Origin of the sequence: Bradyrhizobium acaciae, from assembly GCF_020889785.1 — a bacterium.
Classification (GTDB): Bacteria; Pseudomonadota; Alphaproteobacteria; order Rhizobiales; family Xanthobacteraceae; genus Bradyrhizobium; species Bradyrhizobium acaciae.
Map to the genome: position 1 here is coordinate 1 of NZ_JACMYK010000058.1, position 26,357 is coordinate 26,357.

The following is a 26,357-nucleotide window of genomic DNA, read 5'->3' on the forward strand; positions in this document are numbered from 1 at the left end:
CACCCGGCTTGCTCGCGCAAGCCGACCTCCCCTTTGCAAGGGGAGGTTAAAAGATGAGCTTCGTCACCGGCGTCGGCCTCACATCCTACGGTAAGCATGAGGGCCTGTCCTCGCTCGACCTGATGAGCAAGGCAGCCGAGCTTGCGATCTCCGATGCCGGGCTGAAGCGCTCGGACATCGACGGCATCCTGTGCGGCTACTCCACGGTGTCGCCGCACATCATGCTCGCCACCGTGTTCGCCGAGCATTTCGGCATTCGCCCGTCCTACGCCCATGCCGTGCAGGTCGGCGGCGCCACCGGGCTCGCGATGACCATGCTGGCGCATCACCTCGTCGACGCCGGCGTCGCAAAACACGTGCTGGTGGTCGGCGGCGAGAACCGGCTGACCGGGCAAAGCCGCGACGCCTCGATCCAGGCGCTGGCCCAGGTCGGCCACCCCGACTACGAGGTGACGCTCGGCCCGACGATCCCGGCCTATTACGGCCTGGTCGCGACCCGCTACATGCACGAATACGGTCTCACGCAGGAGGACCTTGCCGAGTTTGCGGTGCTGATGCGCAAGCACGCGCTGACGCATCCCGGCGCGCAATTCCACGAGCCGATCACCGTTGCGGACGTCATGGCCTCGAAGCCGGTGGCGATGCCGCTCAAGCTGCTCGACTGCTGCCCGGTCTCCGATGGCGGCGCGGCCTGCGTGATCAGCCGCGAGGCGACCGGCGAGCAGCAGGTTCGTGTCCGCGGCTGCGCCCAGGCGCACACCCATCAGCACATCACGGCTGCGCCCGCGTTGAGCGAACTCGGCGCGGAGATTTCGATCGCGAAGGCGAAAGCGGCGTCGGGCATAGTGATCTCGGACGTGCGCTACGCAGCGGTCTACGACAGCTTCACGATCACGCTCGCGATGCTGCTGGAAGATCTCGGTCTCGCCGGGCGGGGCGAGGCGGCGGCGCAGGTGCGCGCCGGCTATTTCAACGGGGATGGCGAGATGCCGCTCAACACCCATGGCGGTCTGCTCAGCTATGGCCATTGCGGCGTCGGCGGCGCGATGGCGCATCTGGTCGAGACCCATCTGCAGATGACCGGCCGCGCCGAAAACCGTCAGGTGCGCGATGCCTCGGTGGCGCTGCTGCACGGCGACGGCGGCGTGCTGTCGTCGCATGTCAGCATGTTCCTGGAGCGCGTGCGATGAGTGGACCGATCGCCGACTGGACCAAGGGCGCGGAAGCCATCGCCTATCAGGCCTGCAACGCCTGCGGCGCGCGGCAATATTTCCGCCGCAGCTTCTGCGCGGCCTGCGGCTCACCCGATCTGGCCGAGCATCGCGCGAGCGGGGCAGGGACGGTGTATGCGACATCGCTGGTCTGCCGCGCCGCGACGCCGGAGACGCGGGCGCATGTGCCCTACAACATCGTGCTGGTCGATGCCGACGAGGGCTTTCGCATGATGGCCCATGGCGACAACGACCTCGCCATCGGCGACAAGGTCTTGGCACGCTTCACGCAATTTGCGGGACGGCTGGTTCCGTATTTCGCAAAGGCGAAATGAGGGGCTGAGCGATCCGGTCAGAACGCGAAACCAGGCTGAACCAGATCACTCCTGCCCCTCGAGTTTGCGGACACTATCGCCAATAGAAAACAAAGCTGGCGATGACGAGCATCGCCGTCACCGCCAGCATTTGCGCAAGCGCTTCCGAGGCCGCCCTCTTGGTGGCTTCCTTCATGCGTTTCCCCTAGACTTGGGCGTGACTCATCGTTGCGCGGATTGCGCGCTCGACGGCCAGATTTTTTACTCGGAACACCCCGCGTCGAGCATTCGCCTTGATGAGTCCCCACTCAGCGAACATCGACTGTGTCAGGGTTGTCTCGGAATGCGGCGGCAATTTGACTCGCGCGTGTTGCTCCTGCGACGGTCCGCGGATACTGTTTCGGAACCCGATAGAAACGACAGCAAGATCAAGGTTAGGAAATGGCCCGTATCGACTATTCGGATCCCGCAAAGGCTAGCCCGCGCACCCGCGAGATCCTCGACAAGAACCGCAACGCCAACATCTTCCGCATGATGGCGCATTCGCCGAGCTACTTTGAACAGTACTGCCGGCTCGGCGGCGCGATCCGCCACAAGGGCGAGCTCGATCCCGTCGTGCGCGAGCTTGCGATCACGCGCACCGGTATCCTCTGCGAGGCGCCTTACGAGATCGTCGCGCACAAGCGCATCGGCAAGAATGTCGGCGTCACCGACGAACAGAACGCAGCACTGGAGAACTGGCAGTCCGCGACCTGCTTCAACGAGGTGCAGCGCGCGGCGCTGAACTTCACTGACGAGATCGTCAAGCTGAAGAAGCCGACGGATGCGACCTTCAAGGCGATCGCGGCGCTGTTGACGCCGGGGGCGCTGATCGAGCTCCAGCTCTCGGTCGGCTTCTACATCATGACCTCGAAGTTTCTCGAGACCTTCGAGATCGACATGCAGCCGGTCACGGAAGTGGTGAGCTGATCGCTCACTGCGCCTTCTTGCCTCGCCCCGCTTGCGGGGAGAGGCCGGAGCGCATGCACCCTCCGACGTCATGGCCGGGCTTGACCCGGCCATCCACGTCTGTCTTCACGGTCGCCACCAAGACGTGGATGCCCGGGTCAAGCCCGGGCATGATGAGTTGCACAAATCCTCGCGCTGCCGACGGAAATCTACCCCGATGTCAGCAGATCGACCTTCGCATTCGCCACGATCAGCCGCTCGGCGAGGATCTGTGCGAGGTTGCGCATGATCCGTTCGCCGGCGCGCGGGTGCTGCTCGCGGAAGCGCTCGAAATCCCCGATCGCCACCTCATAGGCGGAGGCCGACATGTCGGCGAGGACGTCGGCCGAGCGGTTCGGCTCTAGCAGCGCCATCTCGCCGAATGCCATGCCGGCGGTCAGCGTCGCGAGCCGGATGCCGTCGGGCAGGGTGACATGGACCACCCCGCTGCGCAGGAAGAACAGCGAGATCGCCTCGCTGCCGGCGGCGATGATCTTCTCGTTCGGCTGGTAGGTCCTGACCGTGCAGAGCGCGGCAAGATCGGCAATCTCAGCCTCGCTCAGTCCGGCGAGCAGGGGCTGTTCGGAAAGCTCTGTGGTTTCGAGGAAGTCGATCGAGCCGCCATAGCGGTAGACAATCTGGTCTTCGGCCCACTCGATCGCAGTGTCGAGCAGATAGAAATCCCTGATATTGCCGAGCCGGTTGGTCCACTCGCTGATCGTGGTCCACTCCCGCGAGGTTCGCTTGATGCCGGACAGGATCACGGTCACGCCGAGTTCGGCCAGTTCCTGGAAGGCCTCCGCGACCAGTCTCGCGCCGGCGCGGGTCGTCGCGGTGACACGGCGCAGGTCGAAGATCACGAACTCCGGACGCGGGCTGCCGGCGAGGCGGCGCGAGACATAGTCGACATTGGACAGCGACAGCGTGCCGACCAGCTCGATCACGCGCACCTCCTGGAAGTGTTTGGCCAGGATCTCCTGCTCCTGCGGCCGGCGCACCCGGCGCGACGGGTTCTTGCCGATATTGTAATCGGCGATGATGCTGTGACGGGCGTCGTCGCTGCGGTTCAGCATGTGGAGGTCGTAATGCGCCGACAGCGTCTCGCAGACCTTGATGCCGCGCACGCTGTTGCCGTGCTTGTCGAGCTTCGGCGAGTAGCTGCCGAGGCCGAGCCGGGCCGGCAGCGCCGCCAGGATGCCGCCGCCGACGCCGCTCTTGGCGGGGATGCCGACGCGATAGATCCATTCGCCGGCGAAGTCGTACATGCCGGACGAGGTCATCACCGACAGCGTGCGGGCGATCGCGTAGGGCGTCACCACCTGCTCGCCGGTCAGGGGATTGATGCCGCGGTTGGCCAGCGTTGCCGCCATCACGGCGGTGTCGCGCGCGGTGACGAGGATGGCGCATTGCCGGAAATAGACGTCGAGCACCGCGGGCACGTTGTCGGTGATCACGCTGTTGGTGCGCAGGAGATAGCCGATCGCCCGGTTGCGGTCGCCGGTGGCGCTCTCGGAGGCGTAAACCGCCTCGTCGACGTCGAGCTCGCGTCCGGCGAAGCGGCCGAGTGCCTGGCGGATGTAGTCGAATGCACCGTCGCCCTTGTCGGCATGGAGCAGGCCGGAGCAGGCGATCGCGCCGGCATTCACCATCGCATTGAACGGGTGGTTCTCGGCATTGAGCCGGATCGAATTGAAGGGGTCGCCGGACGGCTCGACGCCGATCACGCTTTCCACCCGCTCGGCGCCCAGCGTGTCCAGCGCAAGCGCGAACACGAACGGCTTCGACATCGACTGGATTGTGAAGGGCACCCTGGTGTCGCCGACCTCGTAGACATGGCCGTCGAGCGTCGCAAGGCTGATGCCAAAATGGGCAGGGTCGGCCTTGCCGAGCTCGGGGATGTAGTCGGCGACCGCGCCGGCGATCTCCGGGAGGAAGTCTGCGTAACAAGTGTGCAGAAACCGCAGCAAAGGCGGCTGCGAGCGGGCCCAGTTGACGGTGCTGGCGGTGACGGGAGGAGGCGATCGTTTCATCACCTCCTGTTGTGCAACGCAATCAGGGCGCGTGCAACCGAGCGCGCAGCGACGTCGGCGGTGAGGCGCCCGAGCAGGCGCGAGCCTGTGGGCTGTCGGCTTTCGAACAGATGTTCACAAAACGAGCGGTTGCTCGGCAAATGTATCGTCGTATGAAACTTTTAGGCCGGGAATGTTTCGAGAGCGAAACAGCATGCGCCTCCGGGCGGCTCCTGAGGAGCCGCTGTCGGGGATGTGGCATCTGGGAATTTGATCCGCGCGGGGCGGCCTGACGGTCCGCCGCTCAAGTCTCGACGATCGCGATGGCCTGGCCTTCAGCGATGACATCGTCGATCCTGACCAGAATCGACTTGATTTTACCTGCCGTCGTCGATGTGACCGGAATCTCCATCTTCATCGCTTCGACGAACGCAATCTCGTCGCCGCTGCCGATGCTGTTGCCGGCTTCAACAGGAAGCGCGCAAACGCGCCCGGCAACTTCGGTCACAACCTTGATCTCTGGCATTCCACTCTCCGATACCGTCTTGCGGAAATTTCATCCGGCGAACGGCTTTTTGTTGTGGCAGCAGATTGCCTGAGGTAGCTTGATCTGCAAGTGGAATTTTATTCCGCATGACGGAATGGAGCCAAACAAAATGGGACGGCGCTCGGAACGGCTTAGCAGGCAGGGAATGCTCGCCAGCGAGACTGGTGATGGCGATGTCATCCAGGTGGTGTCGCGCGCCTTCGATGTGTTGCGATGCTTCGAGGGACACGAAGCGCGGCTCGGCAATCTCGAAATCTCGAACCGCTGCGGCTTGCCGCGTTCGACGGTGTCGCGGTTGACGCACACGCTGACGCGGATGGGACAGCTCGTCTATCTGCCGCGCGATCAGAAATATCGCATCGGCCCGAGTGCGGTCGCGATGAGCACCTCGATGATGAAGGGGTTGCAGCTTCGCAATCTGATCCGGCTGCGTTTGCAGGATGTCGCCGATCAATTGCCCGGCACCGTGGGCTTCGTCATCCCCGACCGCTTTCATCTGGTCTATCTGGAGTTCGCCCGCGCGGCGAACGCGCTCGGCCTGCATGAGGCGACCGGTAGCCGCATCTCGATGGCGACCACCGCCGCCGGCCACGCCTACACCGCAGCGCTCGATCCCGCGATCGGCGACGCGCTGATCGCGGAGATGGAAGGCGAGTTGCCCGAAGGCGCCAAGATGCTGACGCCGCGCATCGAGGCCAACCGCCGTCATTTGCAGGAGCACGGCTACGTCGTCGCCTGCGGCCTGTGGAGCCCGCACATCAACGGCGTCGCGGTGCCGCTATGGTCGCCGCAATATCAAACCTATGTGGTCACCACGATCGGCCTGCTGTCGGCGATGTATGACGAGCAGCGGCTGCATCGCGAGGTCGCGCCGCAAATGGTCGAGCTCGCCGCTGCACTCGGCAGCCTGCTCGAAGGCGCCGACGGCGACATCTTCAGCAATCGGATCGAACGCAAGTCGCTTCCGGTGACCACCCATAACAACAACAAAATCATCAAGACGGGAGCAGTGAATGAACTGGAAGCCGGAACTCGACGACCTCGCCCGGCGCGAAGCGTTCGCGCGGGAGATGGGAGGCGTTGACAAGGTCAAGCGGCAACGCGACCAGGGCCGGCTCACGGTTCGTGAGCGCATCGACAAGCTCGTCGACCAGAACAGCTTTCACGAAGTCGGTGCCATCTCCGGCATCGCCGAATACGACGAGAGCAACGAACTCAAGAATCTGACGCCGGCGAACTGCGTGTTCGGCCGCGCCAGGGTCGACGGCCGCACCGTGGTCGTGGTCGGCGACGATTTCACCGTCCGCGGCGGCTCTGCGGATGCATCGATTTCCGCCAAGCCATTGATGGCGGAGGAAATGGCGCATGATTTCCGCCTGCCGATCGTTCGCGTGATCGAAGGCTCCGGCGGCGGCGGCTCGGTGAAGACGATCGAGACCAGGGGCGCTGCGAATCTGCCCGGCGGCGTCGGCGGCACGCGCTGGTACTGGTACACGACCGCCAATCTTGCGCGCGTGCCGGTGGTGGGTCTCGGGCTCGGCTCGGTCGCGGGCCTCGGCGCCGCGCGACTGGCCGCCACGCATTATTCGGTCATGACCAAGAGCTCCGCGATGTTCGTCGCCGGCCCGCCGGTGGTGAAGCGGCTCGGCCAGGATCTGACCAAGCAGGAGCTTGGCGGCGCCGATATCCAGACCCGCGCCGGCGCGATCGATCAGGCCGTCGAGACGGAAGAGGAGGCGTTCGACTATGCGCGGCGCTTCCTGTCGTATCTGCCGGCGTCGGTCTACGACCTGCCGCCGACCATTCCCTGCACCGACGATCCGGAACGGGCCGAGGAGTCACTGCTGAAGGCCGTGCCGCGCAACCGGCGGCAGGTCTACAAGATGCGGCCGATCATCGAGGCCGTCGTCGACAAGGGCTCGTTCTTCGAGGTCGCCGCGAATTTCGGCCGGCCGGTCATCACGGGACTGGCGCGGATCGAGGGCAGGGCGGTGCTGCTGCTCGCCAGCGATCCCTTCCACTACGGCGGCTCATGGACTTCGGACGCGTGCCAGAAGGTGGTGCGCTGGGTCGACTTCGCCGAGACCTTCCATCTGCCGGTGGTCTATCTGATGGACTGCCCCGGCTTCATGATCGGGCTCGAAGCGGAGAAGTCGGCGACCATCCGCCACGGCGTGCGGGCAATGGCCGCGGTGAACCAGAGCACGGTGCCGTGGTGCACGATCATCATCCGCAATGCTTTCGGCGTCGCCGGCGTGGTGCATCAGCCGGCCAACCGCTTCTCGATGCGCTACGCCTGGCCGTCGGCCTATTGGGGGTCGCTGCCGCTCGAAGGCGGCATCGAGGCCGCCTATCGCGCCGAGATCGATGCCGCCGCCGATCCCGCCGCCAAGCTGCGCGAGATCGAGGATCGGCTCAACAAGCTGCGCTCGCCGTTCCGCTCGGCCGAGAAGTTCTGGGTCGAGGAGGTGATCGACCCGCGCAAGACGCGCTCGTTGCTCTGCGAGTTCGCGCGCCTCGCCGAGCCGATCCGCAAGGCCGGGCCGCCGAGCAACATGTCGACGCGGCCGTAACGGCTTTTCCTCCGCCGTCGTTGCGAGGAGCTCGCGACAAAATTGCAAAGCAATTTTGCGCTGAAGCGACGAAGCAATCCATCTATCCCTGAGGGGAGGCGTGGATTGCTTCGCTTCGCTCGCAATGAGGGTGAAGGAGCGTCCGCTTACTACTCTGCCTCGCGATGCACGTCGTGGATCACGATGCCCATGCCGTTCTCGGGCATCTTGATCCAGTCGCGGCGTTTCAGCGAGCGCTTGGTGTCCTCGTGTCCGCTCGCCCAGTGCTCGCGCATCGAGGTGCCGGAGAATTCGTGGTCCTTGGCGTCGCCCTCATAGGCCTTCTGCTGACAGATCAGTTGCAGCAGCGTGATCCCCGGCAGCCGGCTGTTCGCCTTCTTGAGCTGGCGCTCGTCTTCCGACAGATGATCGTCGGGGATTTTCGCCAGCGCGTTGTGCAGGGCGGTACGCAGATGTAGGTCTTCCCGTAGACGTCGCCGTTGTAGCGGGTGCGCGACGAATACATGATGTCCTTGTGGCGGGCCATCACGTCCTGGATGTCACGCGGTAGAGCGCCGCGTGCCGAGAACTGGTCGACTTGGAACACCAGCGAATGTTATGCCGGGACCGGTTTCGCCTCCGGCGCGACCTTGGGCTGCGGTCGCGAGATCGCCAGCACACTCAGGGCGGCGATCACGCAAAGCGCCCCGGCGATGAAGAACGCCGGCAGATAGCTTGAATAGACCGTGCGCGACACACCGGCGCCGAATGCGGCGGCACCGGCGCCGAGCTGATGGCCGGCAAAGATCCAGCCGAACACCAGGTTGGCGCGCTCGGCACCGAAGCGCTGCGCGGTGAGCCGCACGGTGGGCGGCACGGTCGCGATCCAGTCGAGGCCGTAGAACATGGCAAACAGCGACAGCCCGTAGAACGTGAAGTCGGAATACGGCAGGTAGAGCAGCGACAGCCCGCGCAGCCCGTAATACCAGAACAGCAGCTTGCGATTGTCGAAGCGGTCGGACAGCCAGCCCGATATGATGGTGCCGAAGAAATCGAAGATGCCCATCGCGGCGAGCAGGCTCGCGGCCTGCACCTGCGGGATGCCGTAATCGAGGCACATTGGGATCAAATGGACCTGGACGAGGCCGTTGGTCGAGGCGCCGCAGACGAAGAACGTCGCGAACAGGATCCAGAACACCGACGATTTCGATGAGTCGCGCAGCGTGCCGAGCGCGGCTGCCATGATCGGCGCGGTGGCCGGCGGCGGCGCGGGAAGGGGTGCGGTGCCCTCGTCGCCGAACGGACGTAGGCCGACATCGCTCGGCCGGTCGCGGAGCAGCATGAGCACCGCAAAGGCGGCGACGCCGAGCATGATGCAGACGAACCCAAGCGCGACGCGCCAGCCATAGCGCTCCGTGATCGTGGCGAGCAGCGGCAGGAAGGCGAGCTGCCCGGTCGCGACGCTCGCGGTGAGCATGCCGATCACGAGGCCGCGCCGCGCCACGAACCAGCGCGTGGCAATGGTGGCGCCGAGCACCAGCGCGGTCATGCCGGTGCCGATCCCGATCACGACGCCCCACAGCGCGATCAGCTGCCAGACCTGCGTCATGGCGAGCGAGGCCAGCAGGCCGGAGACCACGATCAGTTGCGCCGCCAGCGTCACGTTGCGCAGGCCGTAGCGGTTCATCAGCGCGGCGGCGAACGGCGCCATCAGCCCGAACAGGATGAAGCGGATCGACAGTGCCGAGGAGATCTCGGCGGTCGACCAGCCGAATTCCTTCTGCAAGGGCACGATGAAGACGCCGGGCGCGCCGACAGTGCCGGCCGAGATCAGCGCGGCAAGGAACGTCACGGCGACCATCACCCAGCCGTAGTGGATATTGCGGCGGGCGAGGGTGGAAGCAAGCCAGTTCGAGATCATTGGGCCCCGGATGAAATGCGATGAGGGTACTATTCTTGATGCACAATATGGCACGAGAGCGCCATGTCTAAAATGACATTGTTCCCTCGTTTTCGGACTCGCTACGCCCCTGCCGTCATTGCGAGGAGCAATAGCGACAAAGCAATCCATGGTTCGGCCTGCGCCGAGACATGGATTGCTTCGCTTCGCTCGCGCTGCCGGTGCGCGGGATCAGTGCGTGACCCGCTCCACGGCGATCGCGGTGGCTTCGCCGCCGCCGATGCACAGCGCCGCGACGCCGCGCTTCAGGTTCTGCGCCTCCAGCGCGTGCAGCAGCGTCACGATCAGCCGCGCCCCGGTGGCGCCGATCGGATGGCCGAGCGCGCAGGCGCCGCCATTGATGTTGAGCCGATCGCGCGGGATGCCGAGGTCGCGTTGCGCCGCCATTGCGACCACCGCAAACGCTTCATTGATCTCGAACAGATCGACGTCGCCGACACTCCAGCCGACCTTGTCGAGCAGTTTTCTGATCGCCGGGATCGGCGCCGTGGTGAACCATTGCGGCTCCTGGCTGTGGGTGGCGTGGCCCTTGATCTCGGCCAGCACCGGCAATCCGTCGCGGTCGGCAAGCGAACGCTTCGCCAGAATCAGCGCCGCGGCGCCGTCGGCGTTGGCCGAGGAGGCGGCCGGCGTGATGGTGCCGTTGGCGCGGAATGCGGGCTTCAGGCCGGGGATCTTGGCCGGATCGACCTTCAGCGGATGCTCGTCATTGGCGATGATGCGCGGACCGGCTTTCTCGGCGAGCGTGATCGGCGCGATCTCGGCCTTGAAGGCGCCGCTCTCGACCGCCTTGCGGGCGCGGCTCAGCGTCTCCATCGCGAAGGCGTCCTGGTCGGCGCGGGTGAACTGATAGGCCTCCGCGGTCGCCTCGCCGAAATCGCCCATCGAGCGGCCGGTCTCATAGGCGTCCTCGAGCCCGTCCATCATCATGTGGTCGATAATGCGGTCGTGGCCGGCGCGATAGCCGCCCCGCGCCTTCTGCAGCAGATAGGGCGCGTTGCTCATGCTCTCCATGCCGCCGGACAGCACGATCTCGGCCGAGCCGGCCTTGATGATGTCGTGCGCCAGCATGGTTGCCTTCATGCCGGACCCGCAGACCTTGTTGACGGTGGTGGCGCCGGTGGCATCCGGCAGCCCGGCGCCGCGCGCGGCCTGGCGAGCCGGGGCCTGGCCCTGGCCGGCGGGCAGCACGTTGCCGATGAACACCTCGTCGATGCGTTCAGGCGCGAGTTTTGCGCGCTCCAGCGCCGCGCCGATCACGTGCGAGCCGAGCCTGTGCGCCGCCAACGGCGTGAGTTCGCCCATGAAGCGGCCGAGCGGGGTGCGGGCGGCGGAGAGGATGACGACGGGATCGGTGCTGGTTGCCATGGCAGGATTCCCTTCAATGCCGGCGATTTGATTGGATTATATGCATCATATGATGCGATGCAAAAAATGCAACTCCAGCTTCCATGACAAAATGTCGTGTTCGCATGAATGGCCGGATGATGGCGCGCGATCTTCCTCCTGCGCGGCTGTCGTCTCGGCGAAGGCCGGATCCATCCGCCGCGGCGGATGTTGTTGGTGAATTCGTCGTTCCGGCATCGCGCAACAAGCAGCATTTGGGATTTTGGGTACCGGCCTTCGCCGGGACGACAGCGCATGGGTTGCGCGGTCCATTGCCAACTATCGTCGTCCCGGCGAAAGCTCTCGAACCGTCATCCTGAGGTGCGAGCGGAACGAGCCTCGAAGGATTCGCGGCCCGGCTGGTGGCCGTCGATCCTTCGAGGCTCGCCGAAGAGGCTCGCACCTCAGGATGACGGTGATGGATCTTTGTGTCGCGTTCTGGCGAGATGACGCGCCCGCGTTTTGGATTTCGTAATCGATGGGTTTCGCTTCGCTCTACCTATCCTACAATCCGAGGCCTAGTCTTTCCGCCAGACGCCGAGCAAGAATCGTCGCTTCGGCGCGGAGCCAGCCTGCTTCTGCACATCGGGCAGATCGACGGCGTAACGCTTCATCAATAGCTTGATTGCGATCCCGATGATCACAAAGGGCGTCACATAGATCGCGAAAACTTCGAAGGCTGTCATGGCGTCCTCCGGTGTTTCGGAGTGGGCATGCTAGCACGATCCCTGCCGTGGGCGGAGTGGATAGCCGGCGGCACGCGCTGGACGGGACCGGGCGGGCAGTGCAGCAAGCTGCCGCTGATGCCGTCACGCATGGCCGCATGCGGCGGCTTCGATTGACACCGATCGCCTCGGCGGTACCCTGCCGGAACAAGGACGTTTTCTCAAGAGAATCAAGACTCCGAATCAACATCCGGAATCGAGACCCAGAAGAACCAAGAAAAGGGCAGGACACGCCGTGACACGCGTCATCGCGTCTTGAGCGGGACCACGCGGACCTCCGCGCTCGCACCATTTCGCATCCGCAGCTATCGCTTTCAATGGCCGTCCGACCTGCTCACCTCCTGGGCGTTCGAGGTCGAGACGCTGGTGCTCGGCTGGTACATCATGGTCGAGACCGGTTCGGTCCTGCTGCTGACCGTGATGGCTTCGCTGCAATATGTCGGCACCCTGGTCGCGCCTGTCGTCGGCATGATCGGCGATCGCATGGGACATCGCGATCTGCTGGCCGTGATGCGCTTTGCCTATACGGCGCTCGCCGGCACCATCATGACGCTGGCGCTGACCGGACATCTCGCCCCGCTGAATGTCATGATCATCGTTGCGCTGATGGGGGTGATCCGCCCGTCGGATCTCGGTGTGCGCGGCGCGCTGCTCGCCGATATCATGCCGCCCCAGCAACTGGTCGGCGCCATCAGCCTGGCGCGCACCACGCAGGACTCGGCACGCATCGCCGGCGCATTGACCGGGGCGGGATTGTTCGCGGCGCTCGGCATCGGCTACGTCTATGTCGGGATCGCCTGCTTCTATTTCGTCGCCGCCATCCTGATGCTCTGCATGAGCCGTCCGAAGTCGCACGGCACGGTGGATCAGGCGGCGATCGACCTGCCGGGCTCGAAACTGCTCCGCGACCTCAAGGAAGGCATTGTTTACGCCTGGAGCGGGCCCGGCATGCGCGCCGCGCTTTGCGTCGCGTTCCTCGCCAATCTCACGGCGTTTCCGCTCACCAACGGCTTGTTGCCTTTCGTGGCGCGCGACATCTTCCACACCGACCAGACCGGCCTCGGCTATCTTTCGGCGAGTTTTGCGGTCGGCTCGCTGATCGGCTCGATCACGCTCAGCATGGCCGGTGGTGTGCGCATCGCGCGGCTCCTGATCGGCGCGACGCTCGCATGGTATGCGATGCTGCTGGTCTTCGTCGAACTCAGAACCATGCCGGTGGCGATGGCCTGCCTGGTGCTGGCCGGCATCGCGCAGAGCATGTCGATGATCTCGGCGGCCGTGATGCTGATGCGCAATGCCAGCGCGCATCTGCGCGGCCGGGTGATGGGCGTGCGCATGATGGTGATCTACGGCCTGCCGCTCGGCCTGCTCGCGGCCGGCAGCCTGATCGACCTGATCGGCTACACCGCAACCGGCACGCTGCTCGCCGCCGCCGGCTTCATCGCGATGCTGGCGATCGCGCTGCACTGGCGCGCCGATCTCTGGCCGGTGCACGCACCGGCGAACGCCAGGTAACGACGGGCACGGCGACACGTCCGCGGCCGCAGCTGTGGATGCGCGGTTTGCCCGCTCGCGGCTCGAACAGCGAAGCCCGCGCGGATTGGCTGTGGAGGACATCCAGCCGTCACATGTCTGTCGGAGGCCGGTGTTAGGTGTCGATCCGGCTTGCAACGCTCCGCATATTTCCGGGGCGCCCTCCGCATTGCCTGATCTATCGAATTGCCCCCCTGACAAAAAGGCTCAGCTCCATGACGCGCTTGCTCTTTGGCACTGCCGCCGCCGGTGTCTTGCTCGCGGCCGCATCGACCGTCCATGCCGGCTCCACATTCTCATTCGTTCCCAACAGCCTGACGGAATCCGTGATCGAGCACGGGCCGTGGACGCTGCATCAGTCCGGACAACATTTTCATCATGATGCGTCCGGCATCGTGCCGCCCGGCAGCCTCACGCCGCCCTACAATCCGGCCCTCTACGGGACGCCCTATGCTGACTACTGCTCGGCGAGCGGAGAAACCACGATCAATCACGGCAAGAGCGTGATGCAGCCCTATTACTTTCCCTTCGTTCGCCGACGCGGGGCCGTTCTCGAAGGCCTGTTCGACTACCGCCCGCGGAACGAGCAGGAGGCGACGGTCGCGGCGATCTCGACGGACTGGGGTGCGACCTGGCAGTTCAGGGGCAAGGCCCTGGCGCTCAATCCCTACTGCCCGTGGGATGCGACCGACCCGGACAATCTGAACGTGAACGTCAATGGCGTGAAGACCGCATATGGCTCGTCGAGCGCGAACGCTGGCGACAACGGGCTCGGACACGCCTTCGTGCTGTCCGTGAAGGGCAGGCAACGAATCTATCACCTCAACCGTGCCGACGGTCACATCGACAGCGATCAGCTCGTGGTCCATCCGCTTCACCGTGGCGAGGAGGACTTCTCGTTGTTCGGACTTCGGGAGTTCGGATATGTCAGTCCGCTTGCGTCCGGCGGTTATCCCAAGCTCGAAGCCACGGCGACCGCGACCACCGGTCTGACGGACCCCGATGCCATCCTGGGCTCCGTGCACATGGGCGAGAAGACGGCCGTCGTCTACGTCTCCAAGAATCTCACCCCCGGCGACAAGAACTTCCCGGCAACCCAGGTGTGCCCGGCGACGCCGGCCTTTGCGCTGACCAACCTCGTCAACAAGAAGCCGAGGAAGACCAACCACGACGTGATCACGATCCGTGTCGCAACGACCTCGGACGGCGTGAACTTTACCGACGTCGGCGCGGCGACTGGCCTCAACGACCAGACCACGATCGCGCTGAACGGCATTCGCTGGCTCGGCAGCGGCAGCATCCTGCGCATCCATGACGGACGCTTCGGCATGTTCTTCGGCGCCGGAAACTGCCTGGACAACGATTCCGACGGCTTCCATTTCGTCGGCTATGCCGAAACCGACAATCCGGTTCGCAGCGCCGGCGATCTCCTGAAGTGGCACGTGGTCAACGGCTTCGACAACCCGATCCTGTCCACGGATACGGTGGTCGATCCCGCGGGCCCGCGCCCGTATCCGTTGAACGCGCCGCTCGTGAACGTCCAGGGCGCCGACAGGCTGACGGCCGCGCAGGTGGCGCCATTCGTGCCGCCGGGGAAGGGCTACACCACGAACTTCTTCAGCGGCCGGGTCTACGATCCGCAAGCGGTGTTGACCGACGAGCGCACCGTGACGATCGTGTTCGCCGGCTACAACACGCCGCAGCCGAGCAGCAATCTCGCTGACTACCGATCGATCGGCCGATTCCAGCTCGGCGTCCAGGCCGGCTATTTCAGGCCGCCCTTCGTCGAATCCGAGGACTAGGAACGCAGCAATCCACGAAGGACGCGGATCGAGGTTGAACGCCTCGGTCCGCGTCCACTCGTTTTGGCTGCGATCGAAAGATCGGTGCTGCGAGAGGATTGCGCTCACGCCGCCTGGGCGGCGCGGCGGATGTGGACAGGCACCGATTTGTACGACGGCGTGCCGCTTTCCTTGTCCTGATAGTCGAGCGGCACGAGGCCGTTCGCCTCCGGATAGTAAGCGGCGACCGAGCCGCGGGCGATGTCGTAGACGATCGCGGTCAGCGTGAGGCGCCGCGGCTCGCCCGAGGGCAGCGCGGTTTCGATCTCGACGAGATCGCCATGGGCGAGGCCGCGCGCGGTCAAGTCCGCCTCGTTGGCGAACAGCACGTCGCGGCGTCCGAACACGCCGCGATAGCGGTCGTTCAAGCCATAGATCGTGGTGTTGTACTGATCGTGGCTGCGGATGGTGGCGAGCTTGAGGACTGACTTGTCCGACAGCACCGGGTCCTCTTCGAGGCCGTCGAAGATCAGGAATTCGGCCTTGCCGGACGCCGTGGTCCATTTGCGCTCGGTCGGCGGCAGCGGCAGGCGGAAGCCGCCGGGAATCCGGATCCGCGCGTTGTAATCCTTGAAGTCCGGGAAGACGCCCTCGATGGCGTCCCGGATGCGGTCGTAATCGGCGATCAGGTCGGTCCACGGCACCTTGCTCGCCGGCAGGGTTGCCATCGCCATGCCGGCAACGATCGCCGATTCCGAGAGCAGATTTTCGGAAGCCGGGGTCAGCTTGCCGCGCGAGGCGTGCACCATCGACATCGAATCCTCGACCGTCACGACCTGGGGCCCGGAGGCCTGGAGGTCGCGCTCGGTGCGGCCCAGCACCGGCAGGATGATCGACTGCTTGCCGACCAGAAGATGCGAGCGGTTGAGCTTGGTGCCGAGATGGACGGCGAGCTCGAGCTTGCGCATGGCGGCGGTGCAGCGCTCGGGATCGGGCAGCGCGATGGCAAAATTGCCGCCGAGGCAGACCAGCACTTTGGATCGTCCGTCGTCGATCGCCTCCATCGCCGCGACCGCGTCGTGGCCGTGATGGCTCGGCGGCTTGAAGCCGAAGGTACGCTCGATGCCCTCGAACATCGGGATGTTGGGCTTCTCGGTAATGCCGACCGTGCGGTTGCCCTGCACGTTGGAGTGGCCGCGCAGCGGGCAGATGCCGGCGCCGGGCTTGCCGTAGTTGCCCTTCAGCAGCAGCAGGTTTGCGATCTGCTGGACGTTGTCGGTGCCGCGCATGTGCTGGGTGATGCCCATGCCGTAGGTGACGATGGTGGCGTTGGATTTGGCGTAGGCGGCCGCGACCTCGCCGAGCTGGGCGCGGCTGAAGCCGGAGACGGTCTCGATCTTGTCCCACGGCGTCGCGCGCAGATCGGCGGCGAACGCCGCAAAGCCGTTGGTGTGCTCGGCGATGAAGGCATGGTCGAGCACGTGGTGCGTCGCGTCGTCCTTCTCGATCAGCGCCTTCATGACGCCCTTCAGCACCGCGGCGTCGGCGCCGACCTTCGGCTGATAATAGGTCGAGGCAATGCGGGTCGAGCCCAGCGTCGCCATCTCGATCGGATCCTGCGGATCGGCAAAGCGCTCCAGCGCGCGCTCGCGCAGCGGATTGAACACGATGATCGGCACGCCGCGGCGCGAGACCTCCCACAAGGTGCCCATCATGCGCGGATGGTTGGTGCCGGGGTTGTGGCCCATCGCGATGATCAGCTCGCAGTGGTCGAAATCGTCCAGCGATACCGTGCCCTTGCCGATGCCGATCGATTGCGGCAGCCCGACGCTGGTCGCCTCGTGGCACATGTTCGAGCAGTCGGGGAAATTGTTGGTGCCGTATTCGCGCGCGAAGATCTGGAACAGGAAGGCGGCCTCGTTCGAGGCGCGGCCGGAGGTATAGAACTCGGCCATGTCTGGATTGGGCAGGCTGCGGAGCGTTTCGCCGATCCGCGCGAAGGCGTTATCCCATGTGATCGGCTGGTAGGTGTCGCTCGCGGCGTCATAGGCGAGGGGGTCGGTCAGGCGGCCCTCGTTCTCGAGATGGAAGTCGGTCCAGGTCAGCAGTTCGGTGACAGTGTGGTCAGCGAAGAACTGAGGCGTGACGCGCTTGCTGGTCGCCTCCCAGGTCACGGCCTTGGCGCCGTTCTCGCAGAACTGGAAGGTGGAGGTGTGCTCCTTGTCGGGCCAGGCGCAGCCCGGACAATCGAAGCCGTCGGGCTTGTTGGTGCGGAGCAGCGTGATCGGCGCCTCGACCAGCTCCATCTGGTCGCGCACCGCGATCGCAGTGGCCTTGAGGGCGCCCCAGCCGCCGGCCGGAGCATCATAGGGTCGGATACCGGGAACGTCGCGCTTCTGGACCATATGTCCTCCTGCAATTGTTGGAGTGTGCCCCGTGCGTTGGTCCCGAAAGTGATTGTTTTGTTGGCCGCGTGCGCGGCAGTTCGCGAGATCGGGCGCGCTTCGATCGACGTTCTCGATCAGAAGCGCCAGCCTCGCGATGGAGGTTAGACTAGTCTGCTGAGGCCTGCGGTCAACAGTCCGTCAAACGCGTAGCCTGGATGGAGCCAACGGGTCGCGCGAACGCGCGCCCGATGACAGGCTCCGCGTAAACCGGGACAACTCGTTCCGCGGATGACGCACCCCGGATTTCGCGGCGCTCCATTTGGCTACAGGCGTCTGCGGCTACCGCTTCCGATCCAGAAACCCCTGCAGCAGCCGCTGCGGCTCGCCGGTCTGGAACGACTGTCCGAACACGCCGACGCTGAGGTTGACCGACTCCGTCAGCGGCAGCTCTTCCCACTGGCGCAGCAGGTCCTTCTGGATCCGCAGCGCTTCGGGGCCGCATTCCAAGAGCGCCTTCACGGTATGCTCGACGGCCTCGTCGAGGCCGCCGGGCTTTGCCACGGTGTCGACCAGGCCCCAGGCGAGCGCGGTTTGGGCGTCGATGTTTTCCGCGGTCATCATCAGCCAGCGGGCACGGCCCCAGCCGATCAGGCGCGGCAACAGCGCGGCATGGATCACCGAGGGGATGCCGACGCGCACCTCGGGCATGCCGAACATTGCGTCATGGGCGGCGACGCGGACATCGCAGGCGGCCGCGACCTCGAGGCCGCCGCCGAGGCACCAGCCGGGCAGGCGGGCGATCACAGGCGCCGGAAATTTGCGCACGGCCTCGCAGAGATCGCGCAGGCGGCTGATGAAGGCTTCGGCGGATTTCTGGTCGAGCGTCGCCATCTCCTTGATGTCGGCGCCGCCGATCATGCTGCGCTCGCTCTCGCCGGCGAGGATCACCGCGCGGATGGTACGGTCGGCAGCCAGATGCTCGAAGCCTTCGCGGACGCCGTCGGTCACGGCTGAACTGACGATGTTCAGCTTGCCGGCGTTGCAGATCATGAGGCGGACGACGCCTCTTTCGTCGCGGTCGATGCCGCAGTGGGGATTGAGCATGTCCATGGAAAAAGTCCCGGCGCAGGAATTGATCGCGCCATGTCCCGGACAAAGCACGTCTCTGTCAAGCACGGTGCGACAGTTGCGCCGCACGGAGCGGATATATAGAATTATATTCATCATATAAATGGAGCCGTCATGACCGCCGCCGAGACCGCCGATCTTCATTCGCCCGATCTGAAGCGCGTACGCGTGGTGGAATGGCAGGCGCCCGGGCCGGTCGCCAAGGCGGCGCTGCCGATGTCCGGCATCGAGGCGATGCGCGCGATCCGCGACGGCCGGTTGCCGCCGCCGCCGATGGCCAAGCTGATCGGTTTCCGCGTCGCCGTGGTCGAGGAGGGCCGCATCGTCATGGAACTCGAGCCGCATGAGAGCCTCGAGAACACCATCGGCCTGCTGCACGGCGCGACCGCGGCGGCGCTGCTCGATACCGCGATGGGCTGTGCGATCTCGACCATGCTGCCGGCGGGGCAGACCTCGGTGACCCTGGACCTCAAGCTGACCTATCTGCGCCCGCTGTCCGCGCGCTCCGGAACCATCTCGGCCGAGGGCAAGGTGATCAAGCTCGGCCGGCAGACCAGCTACACCGAGGGCTTCGTCCGCGACGGAAGGGCCAATCTTGCGGTGCACGCGACTGCGACATTTTCGATGCTCGGAGGGGAACCGAAAGCGAAATAAGTGCAGCATTCCCGGCGCAAATCTGCTATTATATGATTAGAAACATTCCATGAGAGCGGCATGCGCTATTCGAAAGAACACAAGCAGGAAACCCACGCGCGGATCGTGAAGAAGGCCGCGACGCGGCTGCGCGAGAAGGGCGCCCATGGCATCGGCGTCGCCGACCTGATGAAGGACGCCGGCCTGACCCATGGCGGCTTCTACGCACATTTCGATTCGCGCGAGGCGCTGGTGATCGAGGCCTTCAACTACGCCATGGATCGCGCCAACGAGCGCTGGCGCAAGGTGACTGCAGAGGTGCCGCCTGAGAAGCGGCTCGCGACCATGGTCGACGGCTATCTTTCGGCGGTGCATCGCGACGACCCGGGCCAGGGCTGCGCGGTGCCGGCGCTCGGTGCCGAGATCGCCCGCGAGAGCCCGAAGACCCGCAAGGCCTTTGCCCTCAAGCTCGACCAGATGATCGACATGATGGCCGACCAGATCCAGGACCTGCCGCGCAAGGCCGCGCGCAAGCAGGCGATGGCCGCGCTCGCGACCATGATGGGCACCATCGTGATGTCGCGGATCGCGGGCAATGGCGAAATGTCCGATGAGATCCTGTCGGCCGGGCGTGAGGCGGTGCTCGGCCGCGCGACAGCGGCGAAGAAGCCGCGTGCCAAAGCGAACTAGGGCAGTTCCTGGCCCACCGTATGCTTCTTCCCGCTTTGGTGGCCAAGTCGGCAATCAATAACGACCACCATCGCGCTTTTGTTGCGTGAGCCATTCCGACAGCGTCCGTGTTTTCGACGGTGGATCGCCCGACGACCCTCGTCTGATACTCGTGCCGGAACGAGGTGACCGAAGCTCGGCTGATGCAGTTTCCCTGGCCGCCGTCGCGGAAGCTTCCTTTTCGAGGCGCAGCTTCTTCAGTCGCGCCATCTTGTCCCGCTCTGCCTCGGCTTCAGCTCCGTCGGACAACAGCGTCTTGTGGTGAGCAGTCTCTGCTGAACCCCGGACTCCGAGAATAGTCGTCTCGCCGAGCGCCTTGCAGGCCTCGAGCCGATGTAATCCCTCGAGCAAAACGAGCCGGCCATCATCAGGTCGAACGAGAATGGGCATTTGTTGCCCAACCTCCAGAATACTCGCCGCGATCTCTTGAACCAGCTCAGGCCTGAGGGTTTTCCTCTTCTTAACGGGAACGTAGATCTGGTCGATTGGAAGACTTTCCGGGTCGGGCACAGTGTTACTCCCTCCTCAGGATCCGTCCACAATACGGTTTAAGGATGAAGCTCCACGCCGCCAAGGCATTTCTCCAGCTGTGCTCGATGGGTCGGGCTGGTCAGGCCGGCCCGCTGAACAGCGCGCGCTCGGCTTCCACGGTCTCGTAAATGTAATCCGCCACCGCGCGGATGCGGGCGAGGTCCTTGCTGTCGGCGTGCATCAGCAGCCAGAACGTGCGGGAGATCCGCACCTCGTCCCGCAGCACCGGCTGCAACTCGGGGTGCGCGGTCGCCATGAAGTGCGGCAGCACGGCGATGCCGAAGCCGGCGATGGTGGCGTTGAGCTGCGCGATCAGATTGGCGCTGCGGAACTTCGCCGAGATCTTCGGCGAGACCTGCGGCAGGTAGTCGAGCTCCGGCGTGAACAAGAGCTCCTCGATGTAGCCGACGAAGCGGTGCCGCGGCAGGTCGGCACGGGCGGCAATGGTCGGCGCCTGCGCGAGATAGCGGGGTGCGGCATAAAGCCCGAGCGTGTAGTCGAGCAGCTTGCGGCCGACGATGCGGCCTTCCTTCGGCATGGTCAGGCTGATCGCGATGTCGGCCTCGCGCTTGGAGAGCGAGAACAGCCGCGCGGTGGCGACAAGCTGCAGATCGAGATCGGGGTACCGCTCGGTGAACTTGACCAGCCGCGAGGCCAAAAAGTGGCTGCCGAAGCCGTCGGGCGCGCCGATCCGCACCGTGCCGGTGAGATGCGCGCGCGAGCCACCCACCGCCTCCTGGTTGGCGACGATGGTGGATTCCATCGCTTCCGCGCTGTCGGCGACACGCTGGCCGGCCTCGGTCAGGAGATAGCCGGTCTTGCGGCGATCAAACAGTTTTGCGGAGAGGTGGCGCTCCAGCCGGTCGACACGCCGGATCACTGTGGCATGATCGACGCCGAGCTGCTTGGCGGCAGCCGAAACCGACCCGCCGCGCACGATGGCAAGCACGAAGCGGAAGTCATCCCAGTCGATTGTGCCGCCGCCTTGATCCAGCATTTCCGCACATCTATGGTGCAATTTATCGGACTTGAATCCTATAAAATGCAGGGTCAATAGGGTTTGTAAAGTGATCCCGCCGGCCGGCTGGCGATTCAGGTCCTTCAGGGAGGTTTATCCATGCGCTCAATCGGACATTTCATCGGTGGCAAGGAGGTCAAGGGCACGTCGGGCCGTACGGCTGATGTCTTCGAGCCGATGACCGGCGACGTCCAGGCCAAGGTGGCGCTGGCCTCCAAGGCCGAGCTCCGCGCCGCGGTCGAGAACGCCAAGGCCGCGCAGCCGGAATGGGCCGCGACCAACCCCCAGCGCCGCGCCCGCGTCATGATGAAGTTTGTCGAGCTGGTGCAGCGCGACTACGACAAGCTCGCCGAGCTGCTGGCGCGTGAGCACGGCAAGACGGTTCCCGACGCCAAGGGCGACATCCAGCGCGGCCTCGAAGTCGCCGAGTTCGCCTGCGGCATTCCGCATCTGATGAAGGGCGAGTACACCGAGGGCGCAGGCCCCGGCATCGACATCTATTCGATGCGCCAGCCGCTCGGAGTGGTCGCCGGCATCACGCCGTTCAACTTCCCGGCGATGATCCCGATGTGGAAGTTCGCGCCCGCGATCGCCTGCGGCAACGCCTTCATCCTGAAGCCGTCCGAGCGCGATCCCGGCGTGCCGATGGCGCTGGCCCAGCTGATGATCGAAGCAGGGCTTCCGGCCGGCATCCTCAACGTCGTCAACGGCGACAAGGAAGCGGTCGACGCCATCCTCGACGATCCCGATATCAAGGCGATCGGCTTCGTCGGCTCGACGCCCATTGCACAATATATCTATGAACGCGCCGCGCAGACCGGCAAGCGCTGCCAGTGCTTCGGCGGCGCCAAGAACCACGCCATCATCATGCCCGATGCCGACATGGACCAGACCGTCGATGCGCTGATCGGCGCTGGCTACGGCTCGGCCGGCGAGCGCTGCATGGCGGTGTCGGTTGCGGTGCCGGTCGGCAAGACCACCGCCGATCGCCTGATGGAAAAGCTGATCCCGCGCGTCGAGTCGCTCAAGATCGGCACGTCGGTCGATCCGTCGGCAGATTACGGCCCGCTGGTGACCCGCGAGGCGGTCGAGAAGGTCAAGAGCTACATCGACATCGGCATCAAGGAAGGCGCCAAGCTCGCCGTCGACGGCCGCGGCTTCAAGATGCAGGGTTACGAGAAGGGCTTCTATCTCGGCGGTTCGCTGTTCGACAACGTCACCAAGGATATGCGGATCTACAAGGAAGAGATCTTCGGCCCGGTGCTCTCGGTGGTGCGCGCTCACGATTACCACGAGGCGCTCGCGCTGCCGTCCGACCATGATTATGGCAACGGCGTTGCGATCTTCACCCGCGACGGCGACACGGCGCGCGACTTCGCCGCCAAGGTCAATGTCGGCATGGTCGGCATCAACGTGCCGATCCCGGTGCCGATCGCCTACTACACCTTCGGCGGCTGGAAGAAGTCCGGATTCGGCGATCTCAACCAGCACGGCCCGGACTCGATCCGCTTCTACACCAAGACCAAGACGGTGACCTCGCGGTGGCCGTCCGGCGTCAAGGACGGTGCGGAGTTCTCGATCCCGACGATGAAGTGATGGTGTAGCCTAGGCCGTCATTGCGAGCGCAGCGAAGCAATCCAACTATCTTCGACCTGGAAGAATGGATTGCTTCGTCGCTTCGCTCCTCGCAATGACGACAACAATGAGCAGCCAAAATGCAGTTCGCTCTCAACGAGGACCAGATCGCGGTTCGCGACATGGCGCGGGCATTTGCGGCTTCGAGGATCGCGCCGCACGCGCTCGAATGGGACGAGAAGAAGCACTTTCCGGTCGACGTGATGCGCGAGGCCGCCGGCCTCGGCATCGGCGGCATCTATATCAAGGATGATGTCGGCGGTTCGGCGATGACGCGGTTCGACGCGGCGCTGATCTTCGAGGCGCTGGCGACGGGCTGCCCGACCACGTCGGCCTTCATCTCGATCCACAACATGGCGTCCTGGATGATCGATGCCTATGGCAACGACACCCAGCGCCACCAATGGCTGCCGAAGCTCTGCACCATGGAGCTGATCGCCAGCTACTGCCTGACCGAGCCGGGCGCCGGCTCCGACGCCGCCGCGCTTCGCACCCGTGCGGTGCGCGACGGCGATCATTATGTGCTTAACGGCCAGAAGCAGTTCATCTCGGGCGCCGGCAGCACCGATCTCCTGGTCGCGATGGTGCGCACCGGCGGCGAAGGCCCTGGTGGCGTCTCGACGGTCGTGATCGACGGCAAGACGCCGGGCGTGTCGTTCGGCGCCAATGAGCGCAAGATGGGCTGGAATGCACAGCCGACCCGCGCGGTCGTGTTCGAGAACGCGCGCGTACCGGTGGAGAACCGGCTTGGGGAAGAGGGTATCGGCTTCAAGATCGCGATGGCCGGCCTCGACGGCGGTCGTCTCAACATCGCGGCGTGCTCGCTCGGCGGCGCCCAGGCGGCGCTCGACAAGGCGCTGGCCTACATGAAGGACCGCAAGGCCTTCGGCAAACGCCTCGACGAATTCCAGGCGCTGCAGTTCAAGATCGCCGACATGGCGACCGAGCTCGAGGCGGCGCGCACCTTCCTGTGGCGCGCGGCGGCCGCGCTCGACCGCAAGGATGCTGACGCGTCCATGCTGTGCGCGATGGCCAAGCGGTTCGGCACCGATGTCGGCTTCGAGGTCGCCAACCAGGCGCTGCAACTGCACGGCGGCTACGGCTATCTCAGCGAATACGGCGTCGAGAAGATCGTGCGCGATCTGCGGGTGCACCAGATCCTCGAAGGCACCAATGAAATCATGCGGCTGATCGTGTCGCGCAAGTTGATCGAGGGCGCACGATGAATGATGCGGCCGCTGCCGAAGGCGACCTGATCGCGCGCAAGGAAGGGGCGGCCGGCATCATCCGGCTCAACCGGCCGAAGGCGATCAATGCCGTGACACTGGAGATGTTCCACGACATCGACAAGGCGCTCGACGTGTTCGAAGCCGATCCCGATGTTGCGGTCATCGTGCTGGAGGGGGCCGGCGAGCGCGGGCTGTGCGCCGGTGGCGACATCCGCGCGCTCTGGGAAAGCTCGAAGGTCAAGGGCGATCTCGGCAAGATCCTGTGGCGTGACGAGTACATCCTCAACGCGCGGATCAAGAAGTTCCCGAAACCCTATGTCGCCTTCATGGACGGCATCGTGATGGGCGGCGGCGTCGGGCTGTCGGCGCACAGCCGCCACCGCGTGGTGACCGAACGGACGAAACTCGCGATGCCCGAGGTCGGGCTCGGCTTCTTCCCTGACGTCGGCGGCACCTATCTGCTGTCGCGTTCGCCGGGCGAGATCGGGACTTACTTTGGTCTTACCGGCACCACCATGAATGGTCCGGACGCGATCTACGCCAAATTCGCCGACGCTGTGGTGCCGAGCGCAAAACTCCCGGCGTTGCGCGAGGCGCTGACCAAGATTGCGCCGGGCACCAACTCGGCCGCGATCGACCGGCTGATCGCGGGCTTTGCGACCGGCGAGAAGGCAGGTCCCGTGGCCGCACTCCAGGAAAAAATTGACGACTGGTTCGCTCGCGGACGGATGGAAGACATCGTTGTGGCGCTGGAGGCCGATGGCTCGGAGTTGGCGCAGTCGACCTTGAAGACGCTCGGCGAAAAATCGCCGCGCGGCATGGTGGTGACACTGAAGCTGCTGCGGCTGGCGCGGGCGACCGAGACGGTGGAAGAGTGCCTGGTGCGCGAATATCGCGCCGCGCTCGAAGTGTTCGCCAGCGACGATTTCCGCGAAGGCGTGCGCGCCGCCGTGATCGACAAGGACCGCAATCCGAAGTGGCAGCCGAGCCGGATCGAAGACGTGACGCCCGGAATGCTGGCGCCTTACTTCGCCGAGATCGGCGCCGACGAACTGAAATTTCCTGACGGCAAATAGAAACGTCGCAAGCGGAGGACTCCCATGGCAAACGTCGCATTCATCGGGCTCGGCAATATGGGCGGGCCGATGGCGGCCAATCTGGTCAAGGCCGGACACAAGGTGACCGCGTTCGATCTGGTTGCCGCTTCCCGCGATCAGGCCAAGAGCGACGGTGCCGCGATCGCCGAGAGCAGCGTCAGTGCAGTGAAGAGCGCCGACGTGGTCATCACCATGCTGCCGGCCGGCAAGCACGTGCTCGGTGTCTGGAACGAAGTGCTTCCCGCCATGAGCAAAGGCGCGCTGATCATCGACTGCTCGACCATCGACGTCGAAAGCGCCAAGCAGGCGCATGCGCTTGCGGCCAAGCATGGCATGGCCTCCGTCGACGCGCCGGTCTCCGGCGGCACCGGCGGCGCCAAGGGCGCGACGTTGACCTTCATGTGCGGCGGTGAGCCGAACGCCTTCGCGGCGGCCCAGCCGATGCTGGCCAACATGGGCAAGAAGATCGTGCATTGCGGCGCCGGCGGCGCGGGGCAGGCGGCCAAGATCTGCAACAACATGATCCTCGGCATTTCCATGATCGCGGTCGGCGAGGCGTTCGTGCTGGCCGAAAAGCTCGGCCTGTCGCACCAGGCGCTGTTCGACGTCGCCTCGACCTCGTCGGGCCAGTGCTGGTCGCTCACCACCTATTGCCCGGTTCCCGGCCCGGTGCCGACGTCGCCGGCCAACAACGACTACAAGCCGGGTTTCGCATCCAACCTGATGGTGAAGGACCTGACGCTGGCGCAGGACGCCGCCAACGCCGCCGGTGCGGTGACGCCGCTCGGCAAGCATGCGCAGGAGCTCTATAAGACCTTCGACGCGTCGGGTCATGGCGGGGTCGACTTTTCCGGAATTATCCAGCACGTTCGCAGCCTCGCTGGGAAGTAATCTCTATGCGTCATCCTGAGGCGCGAGCGCCAGCGAGCCTCGAAGGATGCTGAACGCAGTGCCTGTGGCCATCC

The 26,357-nt window shown here is 64.9% G+C and carries 24 protein-coding genes and 1 pseudogene; 14 read left to right on the forward strand and 11 right to left on the reverse strand.

The features are described 5' to 3' along the window. Window positions 1-53 precede the first annotated feature (53 nt). The 3 genes from H8A92_RS21710 to H8A92_RS21720 all read left to right on the forward strand — a co-directional run bounded on the left by H8A92_RS21710 (window position 54) and on the right by H8A92_RS21720 (window position 2,494). Window positions 54-1,190 (forward strand): thiolase family protein, encoded by a 1,137-nt coding sequence (locus tag H8A92_RS21710; protein ID WP_229197630.1) that lies wholly within the window; start codon window positions 54-56, stop codon window positions 1,188-1,190. Further along, on the forward strand, window positions 1,187-1,546 hold the full coding sequence (locus H8A92_RS21715; protein WP_229197631.1) for a Zn-ribbon domain-containing OB-fold protein: 360 nt from the start codon (window positions 1,187-1,189) through the stop codon (window positions 1,544-1,546). The genes H8A92_RS21710 and H8A92_RS21715 overlap by 4 nt, the downstream gene beginning before the upstream one ends. Window positions 1,547-1,966: 420 nt before the next feature. Beyond that, entirely contained in the window at window positions 1,967-2,494 is a 528-nt protein-coding gene (locus H8A92_RS21720; RefSeq protein ID WP_229197632.1) for a carboxymuconolactone decarboxylase family protein, read from the forward strand. 188 nt (window positions 2,495-2,682) lie between these two features. On the opposite strand, the gene glsA is transcribed toward H8A92_RS21720, so the two are convergent. Together glsA and H8A92_RS21730 are read right to left on the reverse strand one after the other, a co-directional pair. After that, complete coding sequence (gene glsA, locus H8A92_RS21725; protein ID WP_229197633.1) at window positions 2,683-4,542, reverse strand: glutaminase A; 1,860 nt, start codon at window positions 4,540-4,542, stop codon at window positions 2,683-2,685. A gap of 283 nt (window positions 4,543-4,825) precedes the next feature. After that, window positions 4,826-5,047: an acyl-CoA carboxylase biotin carboxyl carrier protein subunit gene (locus H8A92_RS21730; protein WP_229197634.1), complete on the reverse strand. Its 222-nt coding sequence runs from the start codon at window positions 5,045-5,047 to the stop codon at window positions 4,826-4,828. Window positions 5,048-5,177: 130 nt separating this feature from the next. Between H8A92_RS21730 and H8A92_RS21735 the strand changes: the two genes are divergently transcribed. Then, window positions 5,178-6,152: an IclR family transcriptional regulator gene (locus H8A92_RS21735; protein WP_229197635.1), complete on the forward strand. Its 975-nt coding sequence runs from the start codon at window positions 5,178-5,180 to the stop codon at window positions 6,150-6,152. Continuing rightward, the gene (locus H8A92_RS21740) at window positions 6,082-7,641 is read left to right on the forward strand and encodes an acyl-CoA carboxylase subunit beta (RefSeq protein WP_163161937.1); all 1,560 of its coding nucleotides are present in this window, start codon (window positions 6,082-6,084) and stop codon (window positions 7,639-7,641) included. Before H8A92_RS21735 ends, H8A92_RS21740 begins: the two co-directional genes overlap by 71 nt. Before the next feature lie 149 nt (window positions 7,642-7,790). Here the strand turns inward: H8A92_RS21740 and H8A92_RS21745 are convergent. The 5 genes and pseudogenes from H8A92_RS21745 to H8A92_RS21765 form a co-directional block, all read right to left on the reverse strand. Continuing rightward, a pseudogene (locus tag H8A92_RS21745) lies at window positions 7,791-8,236 on the reverse strand (DUF3734 domain-containing protein); the annotation flags it as partial. Beyond that, the gene (locus tag H8A92_RS21750) at window positions 8,237-9,541 is read right to left on the reverse strand and encodes an MFS transporter (RefSeq protein ID WP_229197636.1); all 1,305 of its coding nucleotides are present in this window, start codon (window positions 9,539-9,541) and stop codon (window positions 8,237-8,239) included. Window positions 9,542-9,751: 210 nt separating this feature from the next. Beyond that, a complete protein-coding gene (locus H8A92_RS21755) occupies window positions 9,752-10,948 on the reverse strand; it encodes an acetyl-CoA C-acyltransferase (RefSeq protein WP_229197637.1) in 1,197 nt (398 codons plus the stop codon). A 45-nt stretch (window positions 10,949-10,993) separates the two neighbouring features. Continuing rightward, entirely contained in the window at window positions 10,994-11,239 is a 246-nt protein-coding gene (locus H8A92_RS21760) for a hypothetical protein (RefSeq protein ID WP_229197638.1), read from the reverse strand. Between the two features lie 245 nt (window positions 11,240-11,484). Beyond that, a complete protein-coding gene (locus tag H8A92_RS21765; RefSeq protein WP_229197639.1) occupies window positions 11,485-11,652 on the reverse strand; it encodes a hypothetical protein in 168 nt (55 codons plus the stop codon). A gap of 27 nt (window positions 11,653-11,679) precedes the next feature. Between H8A92_RS21765 and H8A92_RS40840 the strand changes: the two genes are divergently transcribed. The 3 genes from H8A92_RS40840 (at window position 11,680) to H8A92_RS21775 (ending at window position 15,026) form a co-directional block, all read left to right on the forward strand. Then, window positions 11,680-11,808, forward strand: coding sequence for a hypothetical protein (locus H8A92_RS40840; protein WP_274613443.1), 129 nt, complete (start codon window positions 11,680-11,682; stop codon window positions 11,806-11,808). A gap of 138 nt (window positions 11,809-11,946) precedes the next feature. Further along, window positions 11,947-13,206, forward strand: a complete 1,260-nt coding sequence (locus tag H8A92_RS21770; protein ID WP_229197640.1) for an MFS transporter — start codon at window positions 11,947-11,949, stop codon at window positions 13,204-13,206. A 233-nt stretch (window positions 13,207-13,439) separates the two neighbouring features. Beyond that, window positions 13,440-15,026 (forward strand): hypothetical protein, encoded by a 1,587-nt coding sequence (locus H8A92_RS21775; RefSeq protein WP_229197641.1) that lies wholly within the window; start codon window positions 13,440-13,442, stop codon window positions 15,024-15,026. Between the two features lie 104 nt (window positions 15,027-15,130). On the opposite strand, the gene H8A92_RS21780 is transcribed toward H8A92_RS21775, so the two are convergent. After that, a complete protein-coding gene (locus H8A92_RS21780) occupies window positions 15,131-17,410 on the reverse strand; it encodes an FdhF/YdeP family oxidoreductase (RefSeq protein WP_229197642.1) in 2,280 nt (759 codons plus the stop codon). 321 nt (window positions 17,411-17,731) lie between these two features. After that, window positions 17,732-18,502, reverse strand: coding sequence for an enoyl-CoA hydratase (locus H8A92_RS21785; RefSeq protein WP_229197643.1), 771 nt, complete (start codon window positions 18,500-18,502; stop codon window positions 17,732-17,734). Between the two features lie 132 nt (window positions 18,503-18,634). Between H8A92_RS21785 and H8A92_RS21790 the strand changes: the two genes are divergently transcribed. Together H8A92_RS21790 and H8A92_RS21795 are read left to right on the forward strand one after the other, a co-directional pair. Further along, a complete protein-coding gene (locus H8A92_RS21790; protein WP_229197644.1) occupies window positions 18,635-19,174 on the forward strand; it encodes a PaaI family thioesterase in 540 nt (179 codons plus the stop codon). Window positions 19,175-19,234: 60 nt separating this feature from the next. Further along, a complete protein-coding gene (locus H8A92_RS21795; protein WP_163161018.1) occupies window positions 19,235-19,843 on the forward strand; it encodes a TetR/AcrR family transcriptional regulator in 609 nt (202 codons plus the stop codon). 54 nt (window positions 19,844-19,897) lie between these two features. Here the strand turns inward: H8A92_RS21795 and H8A92_RS21800 are convergent, their stop codons facing one another. Together H8A92_RS21800 and H8A92_RS21805 are read right to left on the reverse strand one after the other, a co-directional pair. Continuing rightward, window positions 19,898-20,392 (reverse strand): ParB N-terminal domain-containing protein, encoded by a 495-nt coding sequence (locus tag H8A92_RS21800; RefSeq protein ID WP_229197645.1) that lies wholly within the window; start codon window positions 20,390-20,392, stop codon window positions 19,898-19,900. Between the two features lie 100 nt (window positions 20,393-20,492). Beyond that, window positions 20,493-21,410 carry a LysR family transcriptional regulator gene (locus H8A92_RS21805; protein WP_229197646.1) on the reverse strand — a complete coding sequence of 306 codons (918 nt, stop codon included), beginning with the start codon at window positions 21,408-21,410 and terminating at the stop codon, window positions 20,493-20,495. A gap of 120 nt (window positions 21,411-21,530) precedes the next feature. Between H8A92_RS21805 and H8A92_RS21810 the strand changes: the two genes are divergently transcribed. From H8A92_RS21810 to mmsB, 4 genes are all read left to right on the forward strand, one after another. After that, window positions 21,531-23,027, forward strand: a complete 1,497-nt coding sequence (locus H8A92_RS21810) for a CoA-acylating methylmalonate-semialdehyde dehydrogenase (RefSeq protein ID WP_229197647.1) — start codon at window positions 21,531-21,533, stop codon at window positions 23,025-23,027. A 119-nt stretch (window positions 23,028-23,146) separates the two neighbouring features. Continuing rightward, on the forward strand, window positions 23,147-24,292 hold the full coding sequence (locus H8A92_RS21815; RefSeq protein ID WP_229197648.1) for an isobutyryl-CoA dehydrogenase: 1,146 nt from the start codon (window positions 23,147-23,149) through the stop codon (window positions 24,290-24,292). After that, entirely contained in the window at window positions 24,289-25,371 is a 1,083-nt protein-coding gene (locus H8A92_RS21820) for an enoyl-CoA hydratase/isomerase family protein (protein WP_229197649.1), read from the forward strand. Before H8A92_RS21815 ends, H8A92_RS21820 begins: the two co-directional genes overlap by 4 nt. A 24-nt stretch (window positions 25,372-25,395) precedes the next feature. Then, window positions 25,396-26,283 carry a 3-hydroxyisobutyrate dehydrogenase gene (gene mmsB, locus H8A92_RS21825; RefSeq protein WP_229197650.1) on the forward strand — a complete coding sequence of 296 codons (888 nt, stop codon included), beginning with the start codon at window positions 25,396-25,398 and terminating at the stop codon, window positions 26,281-26,283. The last annotated feature ends 74 nt before the right edge of the window (window positions 26,284-26,357 follow it).

What these genes read in the sequence shown, in the direction of transcription:
- H8A92_RS21710 (WP_229197630.1), top strand. Translation starts at nt 54, where the DNA reads ATGAGCTTCGTCACCGGCGTCGGCCTCACATCCTACGGTAAGCATGAG.
- H8A92_RS21715 (WP_229197631.1), top strand. Translation starts at nt 1,187, where the DNA reads ATGAGTGGACCGATCGCCGACTGGACCAAGGGCGCGGAAGCCATCGCC.
- H8A92_RS21720 (WP_229197632.1), top strand. Translation starts at nt 1,967, where the DNA reads ATGGCCCGTATCGACTATTCGGATCCCGCAAAGGCTAGCCCGCGCACC.
- glsA (WP_229197633.1), bottom strand. Translation starts at nt 4,542, where the DNA reads ATGAAACGATCGCCTCCTCCCGTCACCGCCAGCACCGTCAACTGGGCC.
- H8A92_RS21730 (WP_229197634.1), bottom strand. Translation starts at nt 5,047, where the DNA reads ATGCCAGAGATCAAGGTTGTGACCGAAGTTGCCGGGCGCGTTTGCGCG.
- H8A92_RS21735 (WP_229197635.1), top strand. Translation starts at nt 5,178, where the DNA reads ATGGGACGGCGCTCGGAACGGCTTAGCAGGCAGGGAATGCTCGCCAGC.
- H8A92_RS21740 (WP_163161937.1), top strand. Translation starts at nt 6,082, where the DNA reads ATGAACTGGAAGCCGGAACTCGACGACCTCGCCCGGCGCGAAGCGTTC.
- H8A92_RS21750 (WP_229197636.1), bottom strand. Translation starts at nt 9,541, where the DNA reads ATGATCTCGAACTGGCTTGCTTCCACCCTCGCCCGCCGCAATATCCAC.
- H8A92_RS21755 (WP_229197637.1), bottom strand. Translation starts at nt 10,948, where the DNA reads ATGGCAACCAGCACCGATCCCGTCGTCATCCTCTCCGCCGCCCGCACC.
- H8A92_RS21760 (WP_229197638.1), bottom strand. Translation starts at nt 11,239, where the DNA reads ATGGACCGCGCAACCCATGCGCTGTCGTCCCGGCGAAGGCCGGTACCC.
- H8A92_RS21765 (WP_229197639.1), bottom strand. Translation starts at nt 11,652, where the DNA reads ATGACAGCCTTCGAAGTTTTCGCGATCTATGTGACGCCCTTTGTGATC.
- H8A92_RS40840 (WP_274613443.1), top strand. Translation starts at nt 11,680, where the DNA reads ATGCTAGCACGATCCCTGCCGTGGGCGGAGTGGATAGCCGGCGGCACG.
- H8A92_RS21775 (WP_229197641.1), top strand. Translation starts at nt 13,440, where the DNA reads ATGACGCGCTTGCTCTTTGGCACTGCCGCCGCCGGTGTCTTGCTCGCG.
- H8A92_RS21780 (WP_229197642.1), bottom strand. Translation starts at nt 17,410, where the DNA reads ATGGTCCAGAAGCGCGACGTTCCCGGTATCCGACCCTATGATGCTCCG.
- H8A92_RS21785 (WP_229197643.1), bottom strand. Translation starts at nt 18,502, where the DNA reads ATGGACATGCTCAATCCCCACTGCGGCATCGACCGCGACGAAAGAGGC.
- H8A92_RS21790 (WP_229197644.1), top strand. Translation starts at nt 18,635, where the DNA reads ATGACCGCCGCCGAGACCGCCGATCTTCATTCGCCCGATCTGAAGCGC.
- H8A92_RS21795 (WP_163161018.1), top strand. Translation starts at nt 19,235, where the DNA reads ATGCGCTATTCGAAAGAACACAAGCAGGAAACCCACGCGCGGATCGTG.
- H8A92_RS21805 (WP_229197646.1), bottom strand. Translation starts at nt 21,410, where the DNA reads ATGCTGGATCAAGGCGGCGGCACAATCGACTGGGATGACTTCCGCTTC.
- H8A92_RS21810 (WP_229197647.1), top strand. Translation starts at nt 21,531, where the DNA reads ATGCGCTCAATCGGACATTTCATCGGTGGCAAGGAGGTCAAGGGCACG.
- H8A92_RS21815 (WP_229197648.1), top strand. Translation starts at nt 23,147, where the DNA reads ATGCAGTTCGCTCTCAACGAGGACCAGATCGCGGTTCGCGACATGGCG.
- H8A92_RS21820 (WP_229197649.1), top strand. Translation starts at nt 24,289, where the DNA reads ATGAATGATGCGGCCGCTGCCGAAGGCGACCTGATCGCGCGCAAGGAA.
- mmsB (WP_229197650.1), top strand. Translation starts at nt 25,396, where the DNA reads ATGGCAAACGTCGCATTCATCGGGCTCGGCAATATGGGCGGGCCGATG.